At 69.3% G+C, this 20886-nt stretch carries 21 protein-coding genes and 1 pseudogene; 15 read left to right on the top strand and 7 right to left on the bottom strand.

Translation table 11 applies throughout. From position 1 onward, the window contains the following. The first annotated feature begins 8 nt into the window (after window positions 1-8). The 6 genes from kce (at window position 9) to OO71_RS25585 (ending at window position 6372) form a co-directional block, all read left to right on the top strand. Window positions 9-938, top strand: a complete 930-nt coding sequence (kce, locus tag OO71_RS25610) for a 3,5-dioxohexanoate:acetyl-CoA acetone transferase (protein WP_033292434.1) — start codon at window positions 9-11, stop codon at window positions 936-938. A 29-nt stretch (window positions 939-967) separates the two neighbouring features. Beyond that, window positions 968-1906 carry a VOC family protein gene (locus tag OO71_RS25605; protein ID WP_033292433.1) on the top strand — a complete coding sequence of 313 codons (939 nt, stop codon included), beginning with the start codon at window positions 968-970 and terminating at the stop codon, window positions 1904-1906. Window positions 1907-1919: 13 nt separating this feature from the next. Further along, the gene (locus tag OO71_RS25600; protein ID WP_033292432.1) at window positions 1920-3320 is read left to right on the top strand and encodes an amidohydrolase family protein; all 1401 of its coding nucleotides are present in this window, start codon (window positions 1920-1922) and stop codon (window positions 3318-3320) included. Between the two features lie 71 nt (window positions 3321-3391). Beyond that, window positions 3392-4387 (top strand): aldo/keto reductase, encoded by a 996-nt coding sequence (locus tag OO71_RS25595; RefSeq protein WP_033292431.1) that lies wholly within the window; start codon window positions 3392-3394, stop codon window positions 4385-4387. A 13-nt stretch (window positions 4388-4400) separates the two neighbouring features. After that, window positions 4401-4922, top strand: a complete 522-nt coding sequence (locus OO71_RS25590; RefSeq protein WP_033292430.1) for a VOC family protein — start codon at window positions 4401-4403, stop codon at window positions 4920-4922. 76 nt (window positions 4923-4998) lie between these two features. Next, complete coding sequence (locus OO71_RS25585) at window positions 4999-6372, top strand: sugar porter family MFS transporter (protein WP_051792109.1); 1374 nt, start codon at window positions 4999-5001, stop codon at window positions 6370-6372. Window position 6373: 1 nt separating this feature from the next. On the opposite strand, the gene OO71_RS25580 is transcribed toward OO71_RS25585, so the two are convergent. Both OO71_RS25580 and OO71_RS25575 read right to left on the bottom strand, forming a co-directional pair. Further along, entirely contained in the window at window positions 6374-6901 is a 528-nt protein-coding gene (locus OO71_RS25580; protein WP_033292429.1) for a cytochrome b, read from the bottom strand. Then, complete coding sequence (locus tag OO71_RS25575; protein ID WP_033292428.1) at window positions 6898-7944, bottom strand: catalase family peroxidase; 1047 nt, start codon at window positions 7942-7944, stop codon at window positions 6898-6900. The genes OO71_RS25580 and OO71_RS25575 overlap by 4 nt, the downstream gene beginning before the upstream one ends. Window positions 7945-8105: 161 nt before the next feature. On the opposite strand from OO71_RS25575, the gene OO71_RS25570 reads away from it, so the two are divergent. From OO71_RS25570 to OO71_RS25545, 6 genes are all read left to right on the top strand, one after another. Continuing rightward, the gene (locus OO71_RS25570) at window positions 8106-8630 is read left to right on the top strand and encodes a sigma-70 family RNA polymerase sigma factor (RefSeq protein ID WP_245633771.1); all 525 of its coding nucleotides are present in this window, start codon (window positions 8106-8108) and stop codon (window positions 8628-8630) included. Then, entirely contained in the window at window positions 8627-9253 is a 627-nt protein-coding gene (locus tag OO71_RS25565) for a hypothetical protein (protein ID WP_156096530.1), read from the top strand. Before OO71_RS25570 ends, OO71_RS25565 begins: the two co-directional genes overlap by 4 nt. 169 nt (window positions 9254-9422) lie before the next feature. Beyond that, on the top strand, window positions 9423-10580 hold the full coding sequence (locus OO71_RS52380) for an ABC transporter substrate-binding protein (protein WP_245633770.1): 1158 nt from the start codon (window positions 9423-9425) through the stop codon (window positions 10578-10580). Beyond that, window positions 10577-11566 (top strand): FecCD family ABC transporter permease, encoded by a 990-nt coding sequence (locus OO71_RS25555; RefSeq protein WP_033292425.1) that lies wholly within the window; start codon window positions 10577-10579, stop codon window positions 11564-11566. The genes OO71_RS52380 and OO71_RS25555 overlap by 4 nt, the downstream gene beginning before the upstream one ends. 91 nt (window positions 11567-11657) lie before the next feature. Then, a complete protein-coding gene (locus tag OO71_RS25550; RefSeq protein ID WP_051792107.1) occupies window positions 11658-12464 on the top strand; it encodes an ABC transporter ATP-binding protein in 807 nt (268 codons plus the stop codon). 45 nt (window positions 12465-12509) lie between these two features. Further along, window positions 12510-13559 carry a YncE family protein gene (locus tag OO71_RS25545; protein ID WP_051792104.1) on the top strand — a complete coding sequence of 350 codons (1050 nt, stop codon included), beginning with the start codon at window positions 12510-12512 and terminating at the stop codon, window positions 13557-13559. Window positions 13560-13563: 4 nt separating this feature from the next. Here OO71_RS25545 and OO71_RS25540 read toward each other — a convergent pair whose 3' ends face one another. Continuing rightward, entirely contained in the window at window positions 13564-14583 is a 1020-nt protein-coding gene (locus OO71_RS25540; protein WP_169776569.1) for a bile acid:sodium symporter family protein, read from the bottom strand. Between the two features lie 96 nt (window positions 14584-14679). Between OO71_RS25540 and OO71_RS25535 the strand changes: the two genes are divergently transcribed. Continuing rightward, window positions 14680-15552: a LysR substrate-binding domain-containing protein gene (locus tag OO71_RS25535; protein WP_033292424.1), complete on the top strand. Its 873-nt coding sequence runs from the start codon at window positions 14680-14682 to the stop codon at window positions 15550-15552. Here OO71_RS25535 and shbA read toward each other — a convergent pair. Together shbA and OO71_RS52970 are read right to left on the bottom strand one after the other, a co-directional pair. After that, on the bottom strand, window positions 15526-16212 hold the full coding sequence (gene shbA / locus OO71_RS52375; protein ID WP_245633774.1) for an RNA polymerase sigma factor ShbA: 687 nt from the start codon (window positions 16210-16212) through the stop codon (window positions 15526-15528). The two genes, OO71_RS25535 and shbA, sit on opposite strands and share 27 nt — an antisense overlap. Window positions 16213-16263: 51 nt before the next feature. Next, window positions 16264-16419, bottom strand: a pseudogene (locus tag OO71_RS52970) (sigma factor-like helix-turn-helix DNA-binding protein); the annotation flags it as partial. A gap of 712 nt (window positions 16420-17131) precedes the next feature. Between OO71_RS52970 and OO71_RS25525 the strand changes: the two are divergent. Continuing rightward, window positions 17132-17401, top strand: a complete 270-nt coding sequence (locus tag OO71_RS25525) for a WhiB family transcriptional regulator (protein WP_033292423.1) — start codon at window positions 17132-17134, stop codon at window positions 17399-17401. 197 nt (window positions 17402-17598) lie between these two features. Here OO71_RS25525 and OO71_RS25520 read toward each other — a convergent pair whose 3' ends face one another. Both OO71_RS25520 and OO71_RS25515 read right to left on the bottom strand, forming a co-directional pair. Beyond that, window positions 17599-19107: an MDR family MFS transporter gene (locus tag OO71_RS25520; RefSeq protein WP_156096539.1), complete on the bottom strand. Its 1509-nt coding sequence runs from the start codon at window positions 19105-19107 to the stop codon at window positions 17599-17601. An 82-nt stretch (window positions 19108-19189) separates the two neighbouring features. Then, a complete protein-coding gene (locus tag OO71_RS25515; RefSeq protein WP_342669949.1) occupies window positions 19190-19792 on the bottom strand; it encodes a TetR/AcrR family transcriptional regulator in 603 nt (200 codons plus the stop codon). 224 nt (window positions 19793-20016) lie between these two features. Between OO71_RS25515 and dprE2 the strand changes: the two genes are divergently transcribed. After that, the gene (gene dprE2, locus OO71_RS25510; protein WP_033292420.1) at window positions 20017-20757 is read left to right on the top strand and encodes a decaprenylphospho-beta-D-erythro-pentofuranosid-2-ulose 2-reductase; all 741 of its coding nucleotides are present in this window, start codon (window positions 20017-20019) and stop codon (window positions 20755-20757) included. Window positions 20758-20886 lie beyond the last annotated feature (129 nt).

The following is a 20886-nucleotide window of genomic DNA, read 5'->3' as shown; positions in this document are numbered from 1 at the left end:
GGCATTTCATGAGGACTTCGCCGAACACGGTCATTTCCTGTGCGCTGACCGGTTCTGTGCACACCCCCACGATGTCGGACGCCTTGCCCATCACCCCGGCCGAAATCGCCGGACAGGGCCGGGACGCGGTCGCCGCGGGTGCGTCGATTCTCCACGTCCATGCGCGGGATCCGGAAACCGGCGCGCCGACCCCGGACCCGGCGGTGTACGCGCAATTCCTGCCCGCCTTGAAAGCAACCGGCGCGGTCGTGAACATCACCACCGGCGGCAGTACCCGGATGCCGGTGGACGACCGGCTGGCGGCAGCGCGGAAGTTCCGTCCGGAGCTGGCGTCGCTGAATCTGGGGTCGATGAACTTCGTGTTCTCGGGTCCGGCGGGGAAATACGCGGAGTGGAAGTTCCCCTGGGAGAAAGAGCATCTCGCCGGGTCGGCGGACGTGATCTTCGCCAACACGTTCACCCAGATCGAGCGGACGCTCACGGAGCTGGCGCAGGCCGGGACGCGCTTCGAATTCGAATGCTACGACGTCGGGCACCTGTACACCCTGGCGCATTTCCTGGATCGGGGCCTGGTGGACGGGCCGTTGCTGATCCAGGGCGTCTTCGGCGTGCTCGGCGGAATCGGGGCGGATCACGAGAACCTGTCGCACTTCGTGACGATTGCGGACAAACTTTTCGGGGACGCGTACGTGCTCTCGGCATTTGCGGCCGGACGGCGGCAGATGGATTTCGTGACCCATTCCGCGCTCGTGGGCGGGCACGTGCGGGTCGGACTGGAGGACAACCTGTACCTGAGCCGCGGCCGGATGGCGCAGGACAATGCCGAGCAGGTAGCAAAAGTGGCCCGGATTCTCACCGAGCTCGGCCGGGAAATTGCCTCGCCCGCACAATCGCGCGAACTCCTGAACCTCAAAGGCGCCGACGCCGTCGATTTCTGAGTAACCAACCCTTCAACGGAGAACGGACCATGGGACTGCATCGGCTTACTGCACTCACCATCGGCGTCCCGGACGTCGAAACGACGGCCGCGTACTACACGGAGTTCGGCCTCGCGCCACTCAGCACGGAAACCACCGGGGAACGCCGGTTCGGCACCGCCGACGGCGGCAAGCAGCTGCGGTTGCGCCACAGCCCGCACCGGCGGCTGATGTCGCTCGGCACCGGGGTCGACGACCCGGACGACCTGGACCGCATTGCCACCCAGCTCGCCCGCCTCGACGTGACCTCGCACCGCAAGGGCGACCAGCTGCACGCCGCGGACCCGGTGACCGGGCTCGACGTCGTCGTGTCGGTGGCGCCGCGGATCGTGCAGGACCCGACACCCGCGCCGCCGTACAACACCCCCGGCTCGATCCAGCGCCCGCACACCCGCGCGCCGGGCATCCTGCGGCCCGACCCGGTGCGCCCGCGCAAGCTGGGGCACGTCGTGTTCGGCTCGGTCGATCAGGCCGCCACCCAGCGGTTCTTCATCGAGGGCCTCGGCTTCAAGGTGAGCGACGAGGCGCCGGGCCTGGCCTCGTTCATGCGCTGCTCGACCGACCACCACAACGTGCTGGTACAGCAGTCGCCGGTGAACTTCCTGCACCACACGTCGTGGGAGCTCGACGACGTGGACGAGGTCGGCCGCGGTGCGACGAGCATGCTGGAGGGTCATCCGGAGCGGCACGCCTGGGGTCTCGGGCGGCACTACATCGGGTCGAACTTCTTCTGGTACCTGCGTGATCCGGCGGGCAACTTCGCCGAGTACTACTCGGATCTCGACTGCATTCTCGAAGACCAGCTTTGGGAGCCGGGCGTGATCGCCTCGGACAAGAGCATGTACTCGTGGGGCCCGCCCCCGCCGCCGTCGTTCCTCGCGCCCGAGGACCTGGCGGAGCTCATGACCGGAGCCCACGGGGGATCCTGAAGGAGGAATCACCATGCCCGAGCGCAACGAGGCGCTTGACCAGCTGGTGTCCGATCCCGGTGGCCGCGTGCTGGTCCGGGGCGCGACGATCGTCAGCATGGACGATCAGGTGGGCGATCTCCCGCGCGGAGACATCCTGATCGACGGCAGCCGGATCGAGGCGATCGGCCCCGACCTGAGCACGGCGGCGAACGTGGGCCAGGCGGTGGTGGTCGACGCCGCCGGATGCATTGCCATTCCCGGTTTCGTGGACGGGCACCGGCATTGCTGGCAAACGCAGATCCGCCGGTACCTTTCCGACGCGGTCATCGCGGAATACAACGATCTGCTGCATTTCCGGCTCGCCCCGATCTACGGGATCGAAGACATGGCGGTGGGCACGGAACTGGCGGCGCTGGGTGCGCTGGATTCGGGCGTCACCTGCATCCTCGATTTCAGCCACAACATGCGTTCGCCGGAGTATTCCGACACGGTGGTGCGCACGTGGCAGGAATCCGGCATCCGCGCTGTCCTCGCGTCGTGCGCGCCACTCGGCGGGGAATGGGACCAGACGTGGCGAAGCGATTTCGCCCGGGTCCGGGCAGAACATTTCCCGTCCGACGACAGCCTGGTGACCTTGCGGATGGGATTGTTCCCGAAGGTGATTCCGGAATTGCACGGCGACGTCTGCCTGACCGCGGAAGCCATTAGCGAGGCGCGTGAGCTGGGCGTCGGGGTCACTGTGGACGGCGCGCTCGGCCCGGTCGCTGCCGCTGAAATCCGGGCGCTGGGCGACGAGCTCGGCCCGGATCTCACCTGGATCCACTGCGGTGGTTTCGACGACGAGACATGGAAAGTGCTCGTCGGTACCGGCGGGCGCATCGTGCTCGCGGTGACGTCGGATCAGCAGCTCGGCATCGGCGGATCGATTGCGCCCATTCAGGAAACGCTCGACGCGGGGTTGCGGCCGGGACTGAGCGTCGACGTCGAATGCTCGCTCACCACCGATATGTTCACGCAAATGCAGGTATTGCTCAACACTCAGCGCATGCACGCCGGGAACCGGCGGTTTCGCGGGGAGGCGGACGCCCCGGCGCCGCTGACCGTCCGCGACGCGCTCGAATTCGCCACCGCCGGATCGGCGAAAGCGAATGGGGTATGGGACCGGTGCGGTTCCCTCACCCCGGGTAAAGAAGCCGATCTCGTCCTGATCGACGCGGACGCCATCAATACGATTCCGCTCAACAATGCGGTCGCCACAGTTGTCCTCGGTTCGGACAGCCGCAATGTGGACACCGTTTTCGTGGCCGGACAGCCGCGGAAATGGGCCGGGAAGCTCGTGTCCGGTGACACCACCGGGCTGCGCAGCCGGGTCGTCGCTTCCCGCGACCGGATCCTCGAACGGATCGGCCACCGGCTCGACATCACCGCCTGAACCCGCCTGAAACGCGCCCGTCCCGGACCCCGGGACGGTGGATCAGGCATGCCGCAAACCTGGGAGGCAGCATGAAATCTCGTCGGAAACTCGGTGCGTACGGCCCGGAAATGACCCCGGTCGGCTTCGGCGCCGGGGCGATCGGCTACACCGAGGACTGGACCGAGAAGGACGACGGCAACGCCGTGCGGGCGATCCGGCACGCGCTCGACCGCGGCGTGAACTGGATCGAGACGGCGGCCGTCTACGGGATCGGCCATTCGGAACGCGTGGTGGGACAGGTGCTCCGCGCCTTGCCCGCCGCCGATCGCCCGATGGTCGTGACCAAGGGCGGCCTCGCGGTCGACCCCGGGAATCCCGGCGAACACCCGGGTTTCTCGGCCAGCCCCGAGCAGCTCCGCCGCGACTGCGACGAATCGCTGACCCGGCTGGGCGTGGACGTCATCGACGTCTACCTGATGCACTGGCCCGGCGACCACGTCCCGGTCGAGGAGTCGTGGGCGGCGATGGCGGAGCTGGCGCCAGCCGGCAAGGTGCGCTGGATCGGGGTCTCGAACTTCTCGGCCGACCAGCTGCGCCGGTGCCAGGAGATCCGGCACGTCGACTGCCTGTCACCGCCGTTTTCGCTGATCAAACGGGAGGCCGCGGCCGAGGTGCTCCCGTGGTGCGCGGCCAACGGGACGGGGGTGCTCTGCTACAGCCCGCTCGAGGTCGGCCTGCTCACCGGGCGCTACACGCGGGAACGGGCCGCGGAACTGCGGCAGGTCAACTGGCGCAGCGATTGGCGCAGCAAGTCCCCGGAATACCGGGAACCGCGGCTCAGCCGCAACCTCGACCTCGTCGACACGCTCCGCGGGATTGCCGGTGACCTCGGCACGTCGGTGGCCGCGGTGGCGCTGGCGTGGGCGTTGTCGTGGGGGATCACCGGGACGATCGTCGGCGCGAAATCGCCGGAACAAGCCGAGGACTGGCTCGCCGCGGGCGATCTGGTGCTCGCGGCCGACCAGCTCGTGGCCATCTCGGAAGCCGTGGTCACCACCGGCGCAGGCGACGGACCGGTTCACTGAAGAAAGGGAAGACATGGGAATCACGTGGGAACTGGGGCACATCGCGTACGCGGTCGCCGACCTGGACGCTGCCATGAAGCAGTTCCAGGAGGCCTACGACGGGCATTGGGCCGATCCGGTCGAGCTGAACACGGACTGGAAGTCCGCGCGGACCGGTGCCACCGAACACGTCACCGGCACCGCGGTGTGGCTCGTCGGGCCGCAGCCGCCGATCGAGCTGTGGCACGGGCCCGCGGGCGGGCCGTTCGACGTCGGGTCCGCCTCGATCGTGCAGCACCACATCGGGTACTTCTGCCCGGACCTCGCCGGCCAGATCCAGCGGCTGCAAGGACTCGGCTACGTCGTCGAGTTCACGCCCGCGACCGGGCCGGATTCGCCGCCGACCGACGGTGACTTCCGCGGCTGGGCGTACCTGCGGCATCCGGACGGGTCCCGGATCGAGCTCCAGCGGGCGGCCGACAAACCGGGGATCGAGCGGTGGCTCGCGGGCGGTCCGCTGCGCCTCGACTGGAGCGAGGGTTTCTTCGCGGAGTGAGCAGGGGGCCAGGGGCGGGCGGACGGCGACGGGCCGGTCCGGCAGCAATCGTTCGGGGGCGGAGAAGGAGGATGTCGTGAAACCGGATTCGCAAGCGGAAGTGGTCACCGGCCGTCCCGTGCGGGCCACCCTGACCGCGAGGACCGGCGCCATTGCCGCGATGGTCACCATCGGCGGCCTGATCTTCGGGTACGACAACGGGATCATCGCCGGGGCACTGCTCTTCATCCAGCCGGAGTTCGGCCTCGGCGCGCTCGCCCAGGGCGTGACGGTGAGCTCGGTGTTCGTCGGCGCGATGTTCGGCGCGGGGACCTCGGGGTACCTCACCGACCGCTGGGGCAGGCGCCCGATGATGGCTGTGGGCTCGGTGGTGTTCATCGTTTCGTCGGTGCTGGGCGCGCTGGCCGCCGATGCCGCGCTGCTGACCGTGAGCCGGGTGATCCTCGGTGCGGCGATCGGCATCATGTGCATGACGGTGCCGGTGTACCTGTCGGAAATCGCCCCGGCGAACCGCCGCGGCGCGCTCGGGGTGCTCTTCCAGGTCGCGATCGCGCTCGGCATCGTGGTGGCCTACATCGTCAACTACCTGCTGTCCGGCACGGGCAACTGGCGGCTGATGATCGGCCTCGGCGCGGTGCCGGCGGCGATCCTGGTGTTCGGCCTGATGGGGATGCCGGAAAGCCCGCGCTGGCTCGTCGGCAAGGGCCGGATCGACGACGCGAGGGCGGTGCTGCTCCGCCTGCGCTCGGCGGAGGCGGCCGGGCCGGAGCTGGAGTCCATCCGCGAGACGGTCTCGCTGCGCACGGTCGGCTTCCGCGGCCTGTTCCGGCCGGGCTTGCGGCCGGCCTTGATCGCGGGGGCGGGGATCGCGGTGTTCATCCAGTTCACCGGGGTCAGCGCGGTGGTGTACTTCGCGCCGACCATCCTGAAAGCCGCCGGTTTCGGGGTGAGTGCGGCCCTGATGGGCACGTTCGGCATCGGTGTCCTGACGTTCCTCGCGACGGTGCTCGGCGTGTTCCTCGTCGACCGGTTCGGCCGCAGGCGGATGCTGCTGATCGGCATTCCGGCCATGGCGGTGAGCCTCGCGGTGATCGCGCTGATGTACGGCAAGCCCGACCTCACCGGCGGACCGGCGCTCACCATCCTCGTGATGACCGGCGCGTACATGATCTTCTTCTCCTGCGGTCTCGGGGTGGTCACCTGGGTGATCCTGCCGGAGCTGTTCCCGCTGGCCGCCCGCAGCGCGGCGAACGGCCTGTGCACGCTGGTGCTGTGGGCAGGCAACTTCGTGGTGACGCTCATCTTCCTGCCGGTGGTGAACGGCGCCGGCGAGGCCGCGACGTTCTGGATCCTGGCCGGAATCAGCGTCGTGGCAACGCTTTTCGTCCTGGCGAAGGTACCGGAGACGAAGGGGAAGTCACTGGAGGAGCTGGAGCGCGCGTTCGCCTGAGTCATCGTTTCCGGAAGGTCATCCGGGACAGGAGACCGTCTCGCAGTACGAGCGCGTGGAACAGCACCGCGAGCAGGTGCGCGGTGAAGGTCAGGAACAGCGCGTACGCCAGCACCGTGTGCGTGGTGCGGAGGACGGCGTAGAGGTCGGCGTCCGCGGGGGTGATGGCGGGCAGGCGGAGCGAGCCGAACAGCACGACCGGGGTACCCGCCGCGCTGAGCATCGCCCATCCGACCAGTGGCTGGGCCACGAGCAGGGCGTACAGCAGGAGTTCGGAACCGGTGGCGGCCAGCCGTTCCAGCCTGCCCAGCGGGGCGGGCGGGGGACGGCGGCGCAGCCGGTACGCGATCCGGACCACCGCGAGCGCCAGCACCAGCGCGCCCAGCGGCCGGTGCACGGCCTGCAGGAACTGGTAGCCGCCAAGGGAAGTGACCATGGCGAACCCGATCGCCAGCATGCCGAGCACGAGCACGGCCATCACCCAGTGCAGGATCCGGGAGACCAGCGGGAACCGCTCCGGCGTGCTCATGCGGGTACCTCCCGGACCTGTACGGCGCTCGGGTGTTTCGGTTCGCCGGTCCGCCGTTCGTAGGACCGGGCGTACACCGCCGAGCGGGCGCTGAGCAGGGGGTCGTCCGAGACGGCCAGCCCGGACGGGAGCACGGTCGGGTCGAAGTTGACGTCGCGGGCGTTCCCGGTGGCTTCGGTTTCCACTGTGGACAGAGTGAGGGTGCCCGCGGTGATCCGGCGGCGGTTGCCCGGCCACGGGGTGGTCGCGTCGCCGGTGGGGTCACCGGGTTCGGCGATGGTGAGGACCAGCTGCCAGCGCAATGGTGCGTTCCGGACCGCCTCGACGGCAGCGTCGAAGAGGTGGTTGCTGCCGGTGGCCTGCGTGGTGGTGAGGCCGACGGGCTCGAAGGTCCACCGGATCGGGACGGTGTTTCCGTCGTCGTTGGTGGCGAGGAATGCGTTGAGGCCGTGGAAGGTGCTGTCCGCGAACCCGGGGGAGGGCGGGTGTGCCTTGACGTACGCCATGGCCTTGACGGTTTCCGGGTGCTGCCGGAGGAATTCGGCGGTGCGCTGCGGGTCGGGTTTGCCGGTGGCCGGGTCAGCGGCGTAGGCGACGATCCGGTCGGCGAAGCCTTCCGGCGTGCGGTCGAGGAACACCGGGATGTTCACCATCGCGGTCCGCCATTGCTCGCCGTGCGGGAGCTCGACGCGCAGGCCGAGGCCGCGCACGGTGGCGGCGGCATCCGGCGCGTACGGCATGCCGCCGGAGAGGGAGAACCGGCCCGTCACGGGGTACTCGCCGGTGCGGAATGCCGAGCAGACCTCGGTTCCCGCGCCGTTCGACTCGAACCTGCCGGCCACGCTCACGCCTTTCGCGTGGTTGCGGCGGAAGCCCTCGTGCTTGCCGTACACCTGCTCGAACCTGTCGGCGAACGCCGCGGGAGTGAGTTCCGGGGTGCCGAGGCGGCCGGTCACGCCGAGGAACGCACCGACGTCCACCGCCGCGATCCCGGCAATCCCGAGCAGCGCGTTCCGCCTGGAGACCAGTTGTTTCTTTTCCATCCCGCTCTTCCATCCGGTGATCCTTTTCCGGGGTTACGCACGACGCGGCCGGGGTGTTGACGCGAACGGATGTGATGGCCGACACATGCCCTCGGTTCAACGGCTGCGCGACGGCCCGCGTATACCCCAGTGGTACAGCGAAACGGGGTGGACGATTGCGAGTGCGGCGAGCCGGAGACGAGGCCATCCGCAGCGAGGGCGACGTGCGGGCGGCGTACGACCGCTATGGCGGCGAGCTGTTCGGCTTCGCCCTCAATGCGCTCGACGACCGGCATCTCGCCGAGGACGTCGTGCAGGAGACGTTCGTCCGGGCGTGGCGAGCGGGCCGCCGCTTCGACCCCGCACGGGCGAGCCTGCGGACGTGGCTGTTCGGCATCGCCCGCAACCTGGTGATCGACGCCCACCGCCGGCGCTCCACCCGCCCCGCCCCGACCGAGACCCCACCCGACCAGCGCACCGACGACCCCTTCGACCGCCTCCTGCTGAGCATCCAGCTGGACGAGGCGTTGCGCCGCCTGAGCGACGACCACCGGGAAATCCTGCAGGCGGTGCACATCGAAGGCCGCACGTGCGCGGAGTACGCCGCGGCGCAGGGTATTTCGGCATCGACGGCACGCAGCAGGCTGTACTACGGCATCCGCGCGCTGCGCCTGGCGCTCGAAGAGAACGGGGGTTTGCCGCGATGAGTGAGCAGTGCGTGCAGGTACGCGGCGAGATCGCCGAACTGGTCATGCTGGGCCGCCCCCTGCCCGAGGACTTGCGGCGGCACGTCTCCGGCTGTGCAGCCTGTACCCGGGACCTGGCGGAAATCCGGGAAGTGGCGGGCGTCTTCGCCGCCGCCGAAGGCGATCCCTCGGCTGGGAGCCCGGACCGGCTTGTCCCGGATCCGGTCCTGGGCCACCGCATCGGCATCCGGGTCCGAACAGCCCGCCGCACCCGCCGAATCACCGTCGCCGCTGCGGCCGCGGCCCTGGTGACAGCAGTCGCGCTGGGCGGGGTCGCCGTGTCCGGGTCCGACGCGCCGGTCCAGGAGGTGGCACTGTCCCGGGACGGATCGATGGTCGCGCACCCATGGGGCACGGAAGTCCCGATCACGCTGAACGGCCTCCGCACGGGCGAGACGTACCAGCTGATCACCGTCGGCAGGGGAGGGCACAGCCTCCCGGCCGGAAGCGTCCGTGCAGACAGCGAGGGCCCAGTGCGAACCCACATGGTCACGGGAATGAGCCGCGATTCGATCACGGGGCTACTGGTGAAGGACGGAAACGGGCGAGAGGTGGCACAGGTACCGGTTGCCCCTCCACGGTGACGTGGGCGGCGGCTCCGCTGGTATCGCTGCGCTGCCGTGGTGCGCGGGGGTACTCCAACGCCTGTTCCAAGCAACCCTTCGCCGCGCCGCTGTCGTGATCATCACTCGGGGGAACTTCCTCGCCCGCCGCCCGACTTCTCTTCCGAACCCGACCTCGCAGGAGGAGACTGTGCGGCTGCCCCACGTTGTGCGCCGAGTGACCGTGGCGCTCGCCGTCGCCCTGGCGGCTGGTGGTTGTACCGCAACCGAGGCGGCCAAGGCCCCGACGCCCTGTCCGCCCGTGCCGCAGCCGGCCTCGGCGCCCAAGCGGATCGTCACGATGGACGGCGGGGCGGCGGCGCTCGTCAGTGAGCTCGGGTTCGGGGACAAGATCGCCGGGACCGCGGCGCCACAGTTCTTCGCGGCTTTTCCTCCCGACCGGCGCGCCGAGCTGGCGAAGATTCCCGTCCTGGATGCCGGGTCGGGGAATGCCGAGAAGGTGCTTGCGGCGCATCCGGACCTCGTCATCGGCACGTCGAGCTACAGTTTCGGCGGCTTCGACGGCACTCCGACCGTCGACCGCCTCACCCAGGCAGGCGCGGCGGCCCTCGTGGCGTGCCGACCGCCGGGCCTGGTCAAAGACCTCTCCGCGACCACCAACTTCATCACCGACACCGCGCGGGTCCTCGGCGTACCGGAGCGAGGGGCACAGCTCGCCGCGCGAGTACAGTCCGATGTGGACCGTGCAGTCCCGGCACCGGGCCGAGTGCGTGTACTGGCGCTGTCCGGTGCCCCGGCGGCAGGCCAGCCCGTACAAACCCGCGGCGGCGCCAGCCTCGCCAACGGCGTGATCACCCTCGCCGGCGGACAGAACATCGCCGAGGGGATATCCGCGGACTTCGCATCACTCAGCGCAGAGGAGGTAGCGGCACGGGATCCGCAGGCGATCGTGGTGGTGTCCGGCTACACCTCCGCCGACACACCCGCCGACCCCGCCGGTGGAACCCCCGCCGACGCTTCCGATGGAACTCCGGGGGCCACCTCTGGTGGAAGGCCTGGCGGCACGCCCGCCGACACGTCCGGCAGTCCTCCCGCCGCACCCGGCAGCACGCCCGTCGATAGCCCCAGCGGCGCGCCGGGAGCCACCTCTGGTGGAAGGTCCAGCGGCACCCCCAGCATCGACCGCCTGCTGGCCGCCATCCGGCAAAGCCCCGTCCTCGCCAGAACCACCGCCGTCCGGGAGAATCGGATCGTGGTGGTGCCGCTGAGCATCATCCACACGCCGAGTGTCCTCAATGGACAAGCCGTGGCCACCGTAGCCCAGGCTCTGCGCCGACCCGCGGCATGAAGACAAAAATCGCTGCCCTGGCGGTAATTCTCCTGATCTCCATGATACTCGCCATCGGCCTCGGACCGGTGGCCGTGCCGCCAGGAGACGTGGTGCGAGCGCTCTACGTCGGACACGGCAGCCCCGGTCAGTTCGACTTCATCGTGACCCAGCTGCGGGCACCCCGCGTCCTGGAGGGCGCGTTCGTCGGCGCCGGGCTTGCCGTCGCCGGGTTGCTGACTCAGGCGGTGACCCGAAATCCGCTCGGGGAGCCGTACGTGCTCGGCCTGTCGTCCGGTGCGGCGGTGGGGGCTGTGCTCGTGCTGACGACCGTTGGGCCGATCGTCGCAGGGTTGCCTCTCGCGGCGTTTGCCGGGGCGCTGGTCACTGCGGTCGCCGTGATGTTGTTGTCCCGCAACCGTTCCCCGGGGCGGATGGTGATGACCGGCGTTGCGGTCGGTCAGCTGCTGTCCGGTGTCGTCTCGTTTCTCCTTCTGCGCACCGACGATCCTCAGGCACAGCACCAGGTGTTGTTCTGGCTGCTGGGAAGTCTCGCCGGCGCGCAGTGGCAGCTGGCGTGGGTGACTTGCGCTGTGGTGACCGTCCTCGTCGCCGCAAGCCTGATGATGGCCGGCCGCATCAACCTGCTCGTGCTCGGCGACGACGGCGCCGCGGCACTCGGCCTGCACGCCGGACGGGCGCGCGCCGTGCTGCTGGTCGTGGTGACCCTGCTGACCGGGACGGTGGTCGCGGTGTCGGGCAGCATCGGTTTCGTCGGCCTCGTGGTCCCGAACCTGGCCCGCCTGCTGGCCGGCGCGGATCACCGCCGCTCGCTGCCGGTGACCGCCCTGCTGGGCGCGCTCCTCGTGGTGTGGGCGGACACCGCGGCCCGGCTCGTCCTGGCCCCAGCCGAGCTGCCGATCGGCATCCTCACCGCGGCGATCGGCGTCCCGGCGTTCCTGCTGGTGTTGCGGCGCAGCCCGGCCGGGGCGGTGGGACTGGCGTGACGATCAAGTCCTCCGGCATCACCACGGCGATCGACGCCCGAATGTACCTATTGGCGCTGCAGCGCAACCCAGCCAAGACGGCAGGATTGGCATGAGGATCGACTTCTCCGGCATCACCGTGGAATACCGCGGCGTCCCGGCCGTACGCGAAGCACACCTGACCGTCCCCGACGGTGCCTTCGTCGCAGTCGTCGGACCCAATGGCAGTGGCAAATCAACCCTCCTCAAGACCCTTTACCGCGCAGTGACACCACAATCGGGCACCGCCAGGCTCGACAACCACGACATCCGCACCATCCCCCGCCGCACGCTCGCGCGTACCGTGGGCGTGCTCGGACAAGACCAGGCAGGCGGTTTCGACTTCACTGCAAGAGAATTCGCGACGTTAGGCCGCCAACCCTACCAGACCACCTGGGGCCGCCCAACCGAAATCGACCGATCCGTGGTGGACCAAGCACTGGACCGATGCGGCTGCACGGAATTCGCCGACCGTCCACTGTCGACCCTCTCCGGCGGCGAACGGCAGCGCGTGGCCCTCGCGCAGGCGCTGGCACAAAACCCGCGCCTGCTGGTCCTCGACGAACCCACCAACCACCTCGACCCGCACCACCAGATCGCCGCACTCGAACTCGCCACTTCGCTCGGGGTCACCGTGCTCGCCGCGCTTCATTCCCTCGACCTGGCCGCGCAATACGCCGACACCGTCGTCGCCCTGCATCAGGGACGGGTGGTTGCCTCCGGTACTCCGCACGACGTCTTCACCGAACCGTTGCTGCGCGAGGTCTTCGGGGTCGCCGGGTCCATGGTGGACGACCCGGTGACCGGCGCGCCGAGAATTCTCCTGCGGCCGCTCGAAACCGATTCAACACTCCGGCCCCCGCGCGCGTATCCCCAGTAGCGAGCGTCCACGACGGATGCCCCGAACGAGGAGACAACACTGGTGATGCAAGCCAAATCCGCCCGCCGGATGATCCTGGGCGCCGCCGCGGCCGCCGTGCTCGTCCTGCCCGGCGCAGTGGCCACAGCAGACCCAAACCCGGTGGCTCAATTACGCAGCTTCGGCGCCTACGAAGGCACCGTAAACGGCGTACCCACCCCATTCGACGGCCAGATCCACAACAACACCCTCGCGATCAGCCCCGACCAACGCCTCGCCGTGGCAGCGAAATCCCAGTCGGGCACCCTGGTCGTGATCGACCTGCACACCGGCCGCAAGATCACCGAAATCGGCGGATACGTCAGCCCGCGCAACATCCTCTTCGCCCCGGACGGCCACAGCTTCACCGTTTCCGACAGTACCCTAGGCGTCCTCGACCGCCTCTCCACCTGGACCTTCCGCCTGGAGAAGCGCCTCCCGCTCGGCGCGGGCGTCTTCGGCACCGCCCAGACCAGCGACGGAAAACGCTTGTACGCCAACAATCAAGCCTCCGGTACCGTCACCGTGGTCGACCTCAAAGCCAGCCGCCCGCTGACGGTCATCACCGGCTTTTCCCAGCCCCGCCAAGGTGTGAAGCTCTCCCCGGCAGGCGACAAGGTGTACGTCACGAACTACGAGGGCAACCGCATCACCGTGGTCGACACCGCAACCGACAAGCCGATCGGCAACATCGGCCCGTTCAACGAAGTACGCGGCCTCTCGGTCAGCCACGACGGCACCCGCCTGTACGTCGCCGGCAGCGGCGACAACACTGTGTCCATTGTGGACACCGCAACAAGGGCGATCGTGCAGAAGGTCACCGTGGGGGAGAAGCCGTACGGCGCAGCCCTTTCCCCGGACGAGAAGGTGCTGTTCTCCGGTAACCTCGCCGGGAACTCCCTGACCGCGGTCGACCCGGCAACCGGCACCGTGCTCGGCACCGTCACCGGACTGAAGGGACCGCGCCAGGCCATCAGCTTCAGCGCCGACTCCACCACGGCCTGGGTGCTGAACGAAGACCTCACCGTTGCCGAGGTCGACGTCCAGGCCCGGCAGGTGAAGCGCGTGCTCGGCTGAACCGTCAGGCCGCAACGAGCTCCGCGGGAGCAGTGCGCGCGTACCGGCGGGCCAGCGCAGCGCACACGATCAGCTGAATCTGGTGAAAGAGCATGAGCGGCAACACGATCAGCCCGACCTCGGCGTGTCCGAACAGGACGGTCGCCATCGGAAGGCCGCTCGCCAGGCTCTTCTTGGACCCGCAGAACACGATGGTGATCCGGTCGGCGCGGGAGAAGCCGAGCAGCTTCGCCCCGCCGCCGGTCACCCCGAGCACCACGGCCAGCAGTACGCAGCACACCGCGAGGAGCACGAGCAGCGGGCCGATTTCCAGCGTGTGCCAGATGCCCTCGGTCATGCCCTCACTGAACGCGGTGTACACCACCAGCAGGATCGACCCGCGGTCCACCAGCTTCAGCGGTGCGGAATGCCGTCGCACCCAGCCGCCGATCCAGCGGCGCGCGAGCTGCCCCGCGATGAAGGGCACGAGCAGCTGCAGCACGATGTCCAGCACCGCCGACCCGCTCACCCCCGGTCCGTTCGCCGACAGCAGCAGCGCGACCAGCAGCGGCGTGAGCACGATGCCGAGCAGATTCGACAGCGACGCACTGCAGATCGCCGCCGCGACGTTGCCCTTCGCGATCGAGGTGAACGCGATCGACGACTGCACGGTCGACGGGAGCAGGCACAGGAACAGCAAGCCGGTGTACAGCGGAGTGGTCAGCAGGCCGGGGGAGAGGAACGACGTGGCCAGCCCCAGCAACGGAAACAGCACGAACGTGGCGCAGAGCACAGTGACGTGCAGCCGCCAGTGCCGCATCCCCTCCACCGCCTCCTGGCTGGAAAGGCGCGCCCCGTAGAGAAAGAACAGGAACCCGACGGCGACCTTCGACGCGATCCCGAACCCGGCGGCGGTCGTGCCGGAGGCAGGCAGCAGCGACGCAATGCCCACGGTGACGAGGATCGCGGCGATGAACGGGTCGATCCGCAGCTTGGCCAGCAAGGCCGAGACGGGACGGGTGAGCGAGGCGAGCACGGAGGTCATGGCGCTCCTTTCCCGCCCATCTTCCCGTCGCGCGGGATCATTGGGAACCCCGATCACCATACTGACTGTCATTTCAAAATGCGATAAGGTGGACCCGTGCTGGACCCCCGACTGTGCCGCTCTTTCCTTGCCGTGGCCGAAACGCGCAGCTTCACGGCCGCGGCGAAGCGGCTCGGCGTGGGACAGCCCACCGTCAGCCAGCACATCCGGCGGCTGGAGAGCGAAACGGGCGGCCAGCTGTTCGCGCGTGACACGCACACGGTCGAGCTCACCGCACGCGGACAGGCCATGCTCGGGTTCGCGCAGACCATTGTGGACACCGAAGACCGCGCGGCCCGGCACTTCCACGGCGCGCAGGTCCGCGGCCGGGTCCGGTTCGGCGTGTCCGAGGACTTCGCGCTCGAGGAGCTTCCGCCGATCCTGCGGCGGCTGCGGAAAAGCCATCCACTGGTGGACGTCGAACTGCACGTGGAGCTGTCCGACGTGCTCGCCCGCCGGATCGCCGAAGGCAGGCTCGACCTGGTGCTCGGCAAACGCCGTCCGGGCGCGGCCGGTCCGGGACGGCTGCTGCGCCGCGAACCGCTGGTGTGGATCGGGTCCGCGGCCACGGATCTGCCGCCCGGCGAGCCGGTGCCGCTGGTGCAGTACCCGATGCCGTCGGTCACCCGGCAGCTGGCGGTCGAAACGCTGGAACGCGCGGGCCTGGAATGGCGGGCGGCGTGTCTCACGTCGAGCCTCACCGGGTTGCGTGCCGCCGCGGCCGCGGGGCTCGGCATCACGGTGCACGCGCGCAGTCTCGTCCCGGCCGACCTCGTCGAGCTGCCCGCCGAGCTCGGCCTGCCCGACCCGGGCGACGTCGATTTCGTCCTGCTGTCCCGGGACGGCACCGAAGGACCGATCACCGCGCTGGCGGAGTTCGTCGTCGCGCAGATCGGGGATGCTTCAGCCGCGTCTTCGCTCCAGCGCTGAGCGCAACCGCAGCAGCGCGCGGTGCTGCGCGACCCGGACCGCACCCGGCGTGGAATCGACCGCTTCGGCCGTCTCCTCCGCGGAAAGCCCGACTACCACGCGCAGCACCACGATCTCCCGCTGTCGTTCCGGCAGCAGCTGCAACAGCCGGGACAGGCGGTCGTTCAGCTCGTCGCGCAGTGCATGTTGTTCGGGGCCGTCCGCCGGATCGGCGGTGTCCGGCAGATCCGGCGTCGCGTCGGCCCGGTTGCGCGCGGCGGCGCGGTGGGCGTCGGCGACCTTGTGCTGCGCGATGCCGTACACGAACGCGAGGAACGGCCGCCCCTGCTGGCGGTAGCCGGGCAGCGCGGTGAGCAACGCGAGACAGACGTCCTGTGCCACGTCGTCCGCCGACGCGTAGGCGTTCTCCAGCCCGCCGAGCCGCGCCCGGCAGTAGCGCACGACCAGCGGCCGCACCGCGCTGAGGAGTTCCTGCGCGGCGTCCGGGGCACCGTCGATCGCGGCGCGGACCGGGCCGTCGAACCCGGGCCGCTCGGCCGGGAACCGCGGCACGGCCAGCGCGGCGGCCGACGTTTTCACCCTGGTCAGCGCGTCTTCGACGGCCAGGGTGGAGCGCAGCGCGCCGACCAGGGCAGCGTCGGCTTCGAGCAGTGCGGTCATCAGTGCCTCCTCGTGGCCGGCCGGTTCGAGCCGGCCCTTCAGCCGTTCCCGTGCGTGCCGCAGGTTCGAGCGGACCGTGCTGCCCGCCATGCCCAGCGCCGTGGCGATGGCCGCGGGCGGGAACCCGTCGAGCGACCAGGCCAGCACCGTGCGCTGGGTATCCGGCAGCGTCGCGAGCAGCTCGACCCCCAGTGCGTTCCGCTCCACGACTGCCGCCAGCCGGTCGCCCGGCTCCCCGTACGCAGGGTCGAACCACGCCTGTTCGGCGGCGAGGCGGACCGCGGTGAGCCGGACCGCCGCCCGCGCGTCCCCCGGTGGCGGCCACGTCCCGGTCTCGTGGACGAACGCCTCCACCGCCACCTCGCGCGCCGCGGCAGGCCCGAGCCCGGTGGCGCACAGGAACGCCACCAGCCGGGGGAAATCGGCGCGGAAGAACCCGTCGAACCCCGACACCTGCCACCTCCTCCGAACCCGGACCTGTCGAAACAGGTGCAGTGAGGCGGCCGGTGGGTGTAACGATTCGATCACGGAACCGTGGGTAATCCGCCGGATACCGGGTACCCGGAGGTGGCGGCGGATCGCCGGGACCGCTTCGGGGGAGGAGGGAAGCCGTGGCAGGCAAGAAAACCGGCCGAGATGGCCGGCCGGGCACCGCTGCTGCCCGGAAACCGCGCCCGCGGTGTGAGCTGAATCGAAATTCTCGGCGCGGACGGTGATCGGTGGTAACTTGGAAAGTCGGTCGTCGTCGGCCCCCTCTCGTATCGGGTGGCACGGACGGTGCGGCCGGAAGCCCACCGAACACTCTCCGCAGGTGCGTCGTGCGCGTGCGCGCGAAGAACTCGGTTGACCACGTTTCGACAATGGAATCACGAGGAATCACGATCGAATGCACCGAGAATGGAGGAGGTGAAAAGCACCAATGGAACTCACGGCCACCGGCTGGCTCGCCCGCGCGGCGTGCCAGGACGAGGACCCGGAACTGTTCTTCCCGATTTCCGCGATCGGGCCCGGAGCGCGTCAGGTCGAGAAGGCCAAGGCGGTCTGTGCACGATGCCCGGTCCGCGCGGAATGCCTGACCTACGCCCTCGACAACGGTCTCGACAACGGGATCTTCGGGGGAACCACCGAGCTGGAGCGCCGGAAGCTGGTTCGCGCCGGCTCCGCCGCCGCACGGCATCGAGCCGCCTGACCGCGAGCCGGTGCCCATTCCCGGCGGCGAGGGCGAGCGTTTTCCCCACCACGACCGGCGAATCTCCGGAACCGGTGGTGCGCCCGGGTGGCGACCGTTTTCCACGGTCGCCACCCGGGCGCTTTTTCATTCTCCGGAGCGTTTCGGCACTGCCATTCCGCACGCCGCGCAGGCAGCCGGGTACGGAGGGTTCCGGCTCACGCGGCTTCGTCCGCGAGCCGTTCCATGCCGCTCTTCGTCTTGAGCGGCAGGTGCTTCAGGAACGCCACCGCGACCAGGACAAGCAGCGCGAGCGGAGCGCTGACCAGGAACAAGTCGCTCGTCGCAATGCCGTAGGCCTCGCGGATCACGGTGACGACGGGCGCGGGCAGCCGGGTCAGGTCGGGGATCTTCCCGCCGCCGGACGTCGCCGCCGCCGGGCCGAGGCCCTCGGAGATCAGCGTGCTGACCCGGCCGGCGAGCACCGAACCGAGCACGCTCACCCCGATCGACCCGCCGAGGCTGCGGAAGAACGACAGCATCGACGTCGCCGCGCCGAGGTCGCGCGCGGGTACGTCGTTCTGCGCCACCAGCACCAGGTTCTGGTTGAGCATGCCCATCCCGGCGCCCAGCACGAGCATGAAGAGACTCAGCTCGACGATGCTCGTGTGTGCGTCGAGCAGCCCGAGCAGGCTGAGCCCGCCGACCATCAGCACGGCACCGAGCAGCAGGAACGGCTTCCACCGGCCGGTCCGGCTGATGAGGTGGCCGGACACCGTCGACGACACCAGCAGCCCGAAGATCATCGGCAGGCTCATCAGCCCGGCCACGGTCGGTGACTTGCCGAGCGCCAGCTGGAAATACTGGGAAAGGAACACGGTGCCGCCGAACATCGCGACGCCGACGAAGAAGCTCGCCGCCGTGGCGAGGGTGATCGTGCGGCTGCGGAACAGCCGCAACGGCACCACCGGCTCGCGCACCTTCGCCTCCACCCACACCGCAAGCGCCAGCACGACCACCCCGGCAGGCACGAGCACCGCGGTCTGCCACGAGCCCCACGCGAACGTGGACCCGGCGAGCGACGACCACACCAGCAGCGTCGACACCCCGAGCATGATGAGGAACGCGCCGAGGTAGTCCACGCGGACCTTGCGGCGCAGGGTCGGCAGGTCCAAGGTGCGCTGCAGCAACAGGATCGCCGCGACGGCGAACGGCACCCCGATGAAGAAGCACCACCGCCAGCCGAGCCACGAGGTGTCGACGAGCACCCCGCCCGCCAGCGGCCCGGCGACCGTGGCGACGGCGAAGACCGCACCGAACACACCGGAGAACTTGCCGAGCTCCCGCGGTGACACGATCGCCGCCATGATCACCTGGGCGAGCGCGGTGAGCCCGCCCCCGCCGATGCCCTGCACGACCCGGCTGAGGATCAGCACGTCGATGTCCGGGGCGAACCCGGCCACCAGCGAGCCCGCGACGAACAGCCCGAGCGAGATCTGGATCAGCAGTTTCTTGTTGTACAGGTCGGAAAGCTTGCCCCAGAGCGGGACGGTGGCGGTCATCGCGAGCAGCTCGGCGGTGACGACCCAGGTGTAGGAGGACTGGCTGCCGCCGAGCTCGGACACGATCCGCGGCAGCGCGTTCGAGACCACCGTCGACGCGAGAATGGCGACGAAGATGCCCATCATCAGGCCGGACATCGCCTGCAGCACCTGGCGGTGGGACATCACCGCAGGGGCTGATGGTTCGTCCGTGGACAGGGACATGGAACTCCTTTCGGTGCGTGGGGTTTCGGATGCTCCGCTTGCTTCAGTGCAAGCCGGGCAGAGTCGCGACGGTCGCCATCGCCTCGTCGAAGATCTCGGTGAGCGACCGGCCACCGTCCAGCGCAGACCAGTGCCCGAGCGACGCGTTGACCGCCCCGCTGACCACCGACAACAGCAGCGAAGGAAAGAAATCCTTCTCCGGATCGGTCCCGGTACGCCGCGCAATCGCCGCAATGGTCGAAGTCCGCGCCGCCGAACTGAGCGCCGTCGCCCGCACGAGCAAGGCCGGGTCACCCTCGATGATGCGCAGCCGGGCCAGCCATTCGTCCCGCTCCCGCTCGATCTCCACCAGGTCCTCACGCATGGTGGCCACCAGCGCCGCAAAGGCACTGAGCCCGGCAGGCTGCGCAGCAAGCCGCGCGATGACGGCCTCCCCACGCTCAGCCTGGTCCGCATGCGGAATCAACACGGCGTCCTCTTTGGCCGCGAAGTAGTTGAAGAACGTGCGCGCCGACACCCCGGCCGCCGCGGCAATGTCGTCGACCGTCACCTGGTCCAGACCACGCTCGTCAACCAGCCGGATAGCCGCAGCCGCCAAGGTCCGATGGGTCTCGAGCTTCTTACGCTCACGCAGTCCGGAAGACACCACACCAAAGGTAGCCAAACTTTGCAGACCCTGCAAATTTGCAGATCCTGCACCCACCCAGACCGTCCGTGAAGGCCACCTTCACGGAATCAGATTCCCTCATGGTTCCCTTCACAGCCTTCACAGCCCACCACCACCCAGGCCGCACGCGCGAACCCAACTCAAGCCGGGCAGCCAGCCCCCACCAGCCGCTTCACCAGGACACACCTGGCACACTCCGCGAAGTGACCGGAACAGCCCTCATCCTCGGCGGCAGAAGCGAAATCGGCACCGCCCTTGCCCTCCGCCTCGCCCGCACCCACATCGACACCTTCGTCCTGGCCGCCCGCCCCGGCACAGACCTCACCCCCCAAACCGCCGCCCTGCAGGACGCAGGCGCCACCGCAATAACCGAAGACTTCGACGCCGACGACCTCTCCACCCACCGCCCCCTGCTGGACAAGGTCATCACCCGACACGGCCCCCTGGACACCGTAATCCTGGCCTTCGGCATCCTGGGCGACCAATCACGAGCCGAAACCGACGCCGAACACGCCACCGAAATCATCCACACCGACTACGTAGCCCAGGTGTCGATCCTCACCCACACAGCCCAGCTACTCCGCACCCAAGGCTCCGGAAACATCATCGTCTTCTCCTCCGTAGCCGGAATCCGCGTACGCCGAGCCAACTACGTCTACGGCTCCGCGAAAGCAGGTCTCGACGGTTTCGCCTCCGGCCTCTCCGACGCCCTCCACGGCGCCGGCGTGCACCTCCTCCTCGTCCGGCCGGGGTTCGTGATCGGCCGGATGACCGACGGCATGGCCCCGGCCCCGTTCTCGAGTACTCCGGACCAGGTCGCCGATGCGGCAGCCGGAGCATTGCGCCGCCGCCGTCCGGTGGTGTGGGTACCGGGAGTGCTGCGCCCGGTGTTCGCCGCGATGCGGTTCGTGCCGCGGGCACTCTGGCGCCGGATGCCGCGGTAGCGGAACTCCCTGTGCCCGAAGGGGTACCGGCTGTTGCGGTGGAACGCCAAGCGATCGGCCGAATGGGCAGCATCACAGCATCCCGACAGGTTTCTCAGGCTATTCCCAGCTAACGCGGTGATCCTCGAA

It is taken from the genome of Amycolatopsis jejuensis (assembly GCF_000717335.1).
In the GTDB taxonomy this organism is placed as follows: Bacteria; Actinomycetota; Actinomycetes; order Mycobacteriales; family Pseudonocardiaceae; genus Amycolatopsis; species Amycolatopsis jejuensis.
Note: the sequence above shows the minus strand (reverse complement) of the source record. Positions and strands in the feature narration are given on the sequence as shown.

Coding starts and splice junctions, on each gene's coding strand:
- kce (WP_033292434.1), top strand. CDS start 9: ATGAGGACTTCGCCGAACACGGTCATTTCCTGTGCGCTGACCGGTTCT.
- OO71_RS25605 (WP_033292433.1), top strand. CDS start 968: ATGGGACTGCATCGGCTTACTGCACTCACCATCGGCGTCCCGGACGTC.
- OO71_RS25600 (WP_033292432.1), top strand. CDS start 1,920: ATGCCCGAGCGCAACGAGGCGCTTGACCAGCTGGTGTCCGATCCCGGT.
- OO71_RS25595 (WP_033292431.1), top strand. CDS start 3,392: ATGAAATCTCGTCGGAAACTCGGTGCGTACGGCCCGGAAATGACCCCG.
- OO71_RS25590 (WP_033292430.1), top strand. CDS start 4,401: ATGGGAATCACGTGGGAACTGGGGCACATCGCGTACGCGGTCGCCGAC.
- OO71_RS25580 (WP_033292429.1), bottom strand. CDS start 6,901: ATGAGCACGCCGGAGCGGTTCCCGCTGGTCTCCCGGATCCTGCACTGG.
- OO71_RS25575 (WP_033292428.1), bottom strand. CDS start 7,944: ATGGAAAAGAAACAACTGGTCTCCAGGCGGAACGCGCTGCTCGGGATT.
- OO71_RS25565 (WP_156096530.1), top strand. CDS start 8,627: ATGAGTGAGCAGTGCGTGCAGGTACGCGGCGAGATCGCCGAACTGGTC.
- OO71_RS25555 (WP_033292425.1), top strand. CDS start 10,577: ATGAAGACAAAAATCGCTGCCCTGGCGGTAATTCTCCTGATCTCCATG.
- OO71_RS25550 (WP_051792107.1), top strand. CDS start 11,658: ATGAGGATCGACTTCTCCGGCATCACCGTGGAATACCGCGGCGTCCCG.
- OO71_RS25545 (WP_051792104.1), top strand. CDS start 12,510: ATGCAAGCCAAATCCGCCCGCCGGATGATCCTGGGCGCCGCCGCGGCC.
- OO71_RS25540 (WP_169776569.1), bottom strand. CDS start 14,583: ATGACCTCCGTGCTCGCCTCGCTCACCCGTCCCGTCTCGGCCTTGCTG.
- shbA (WP_245633774.1), bottom strand. CDS start 16,212: ATGACCGCACTGCTCGAAGCCGACGCTGCCCTGGTCGGCGCGCTGCGC.
- OO71_RS25525 (WP_033292423.1), top strand. CDS start 17,132: ATGGAACTCACGGCCACCGGCTGGCTCGCCCGCGCGGCGTGCCAGGAC.
- OO71_RS25520 (WP_156096539.1), bottom strand. CDS start 19,107: ATGTCCCACCGCCAGGTGCTGCAGGCGATGTCCGGCCTGATGATGGGC.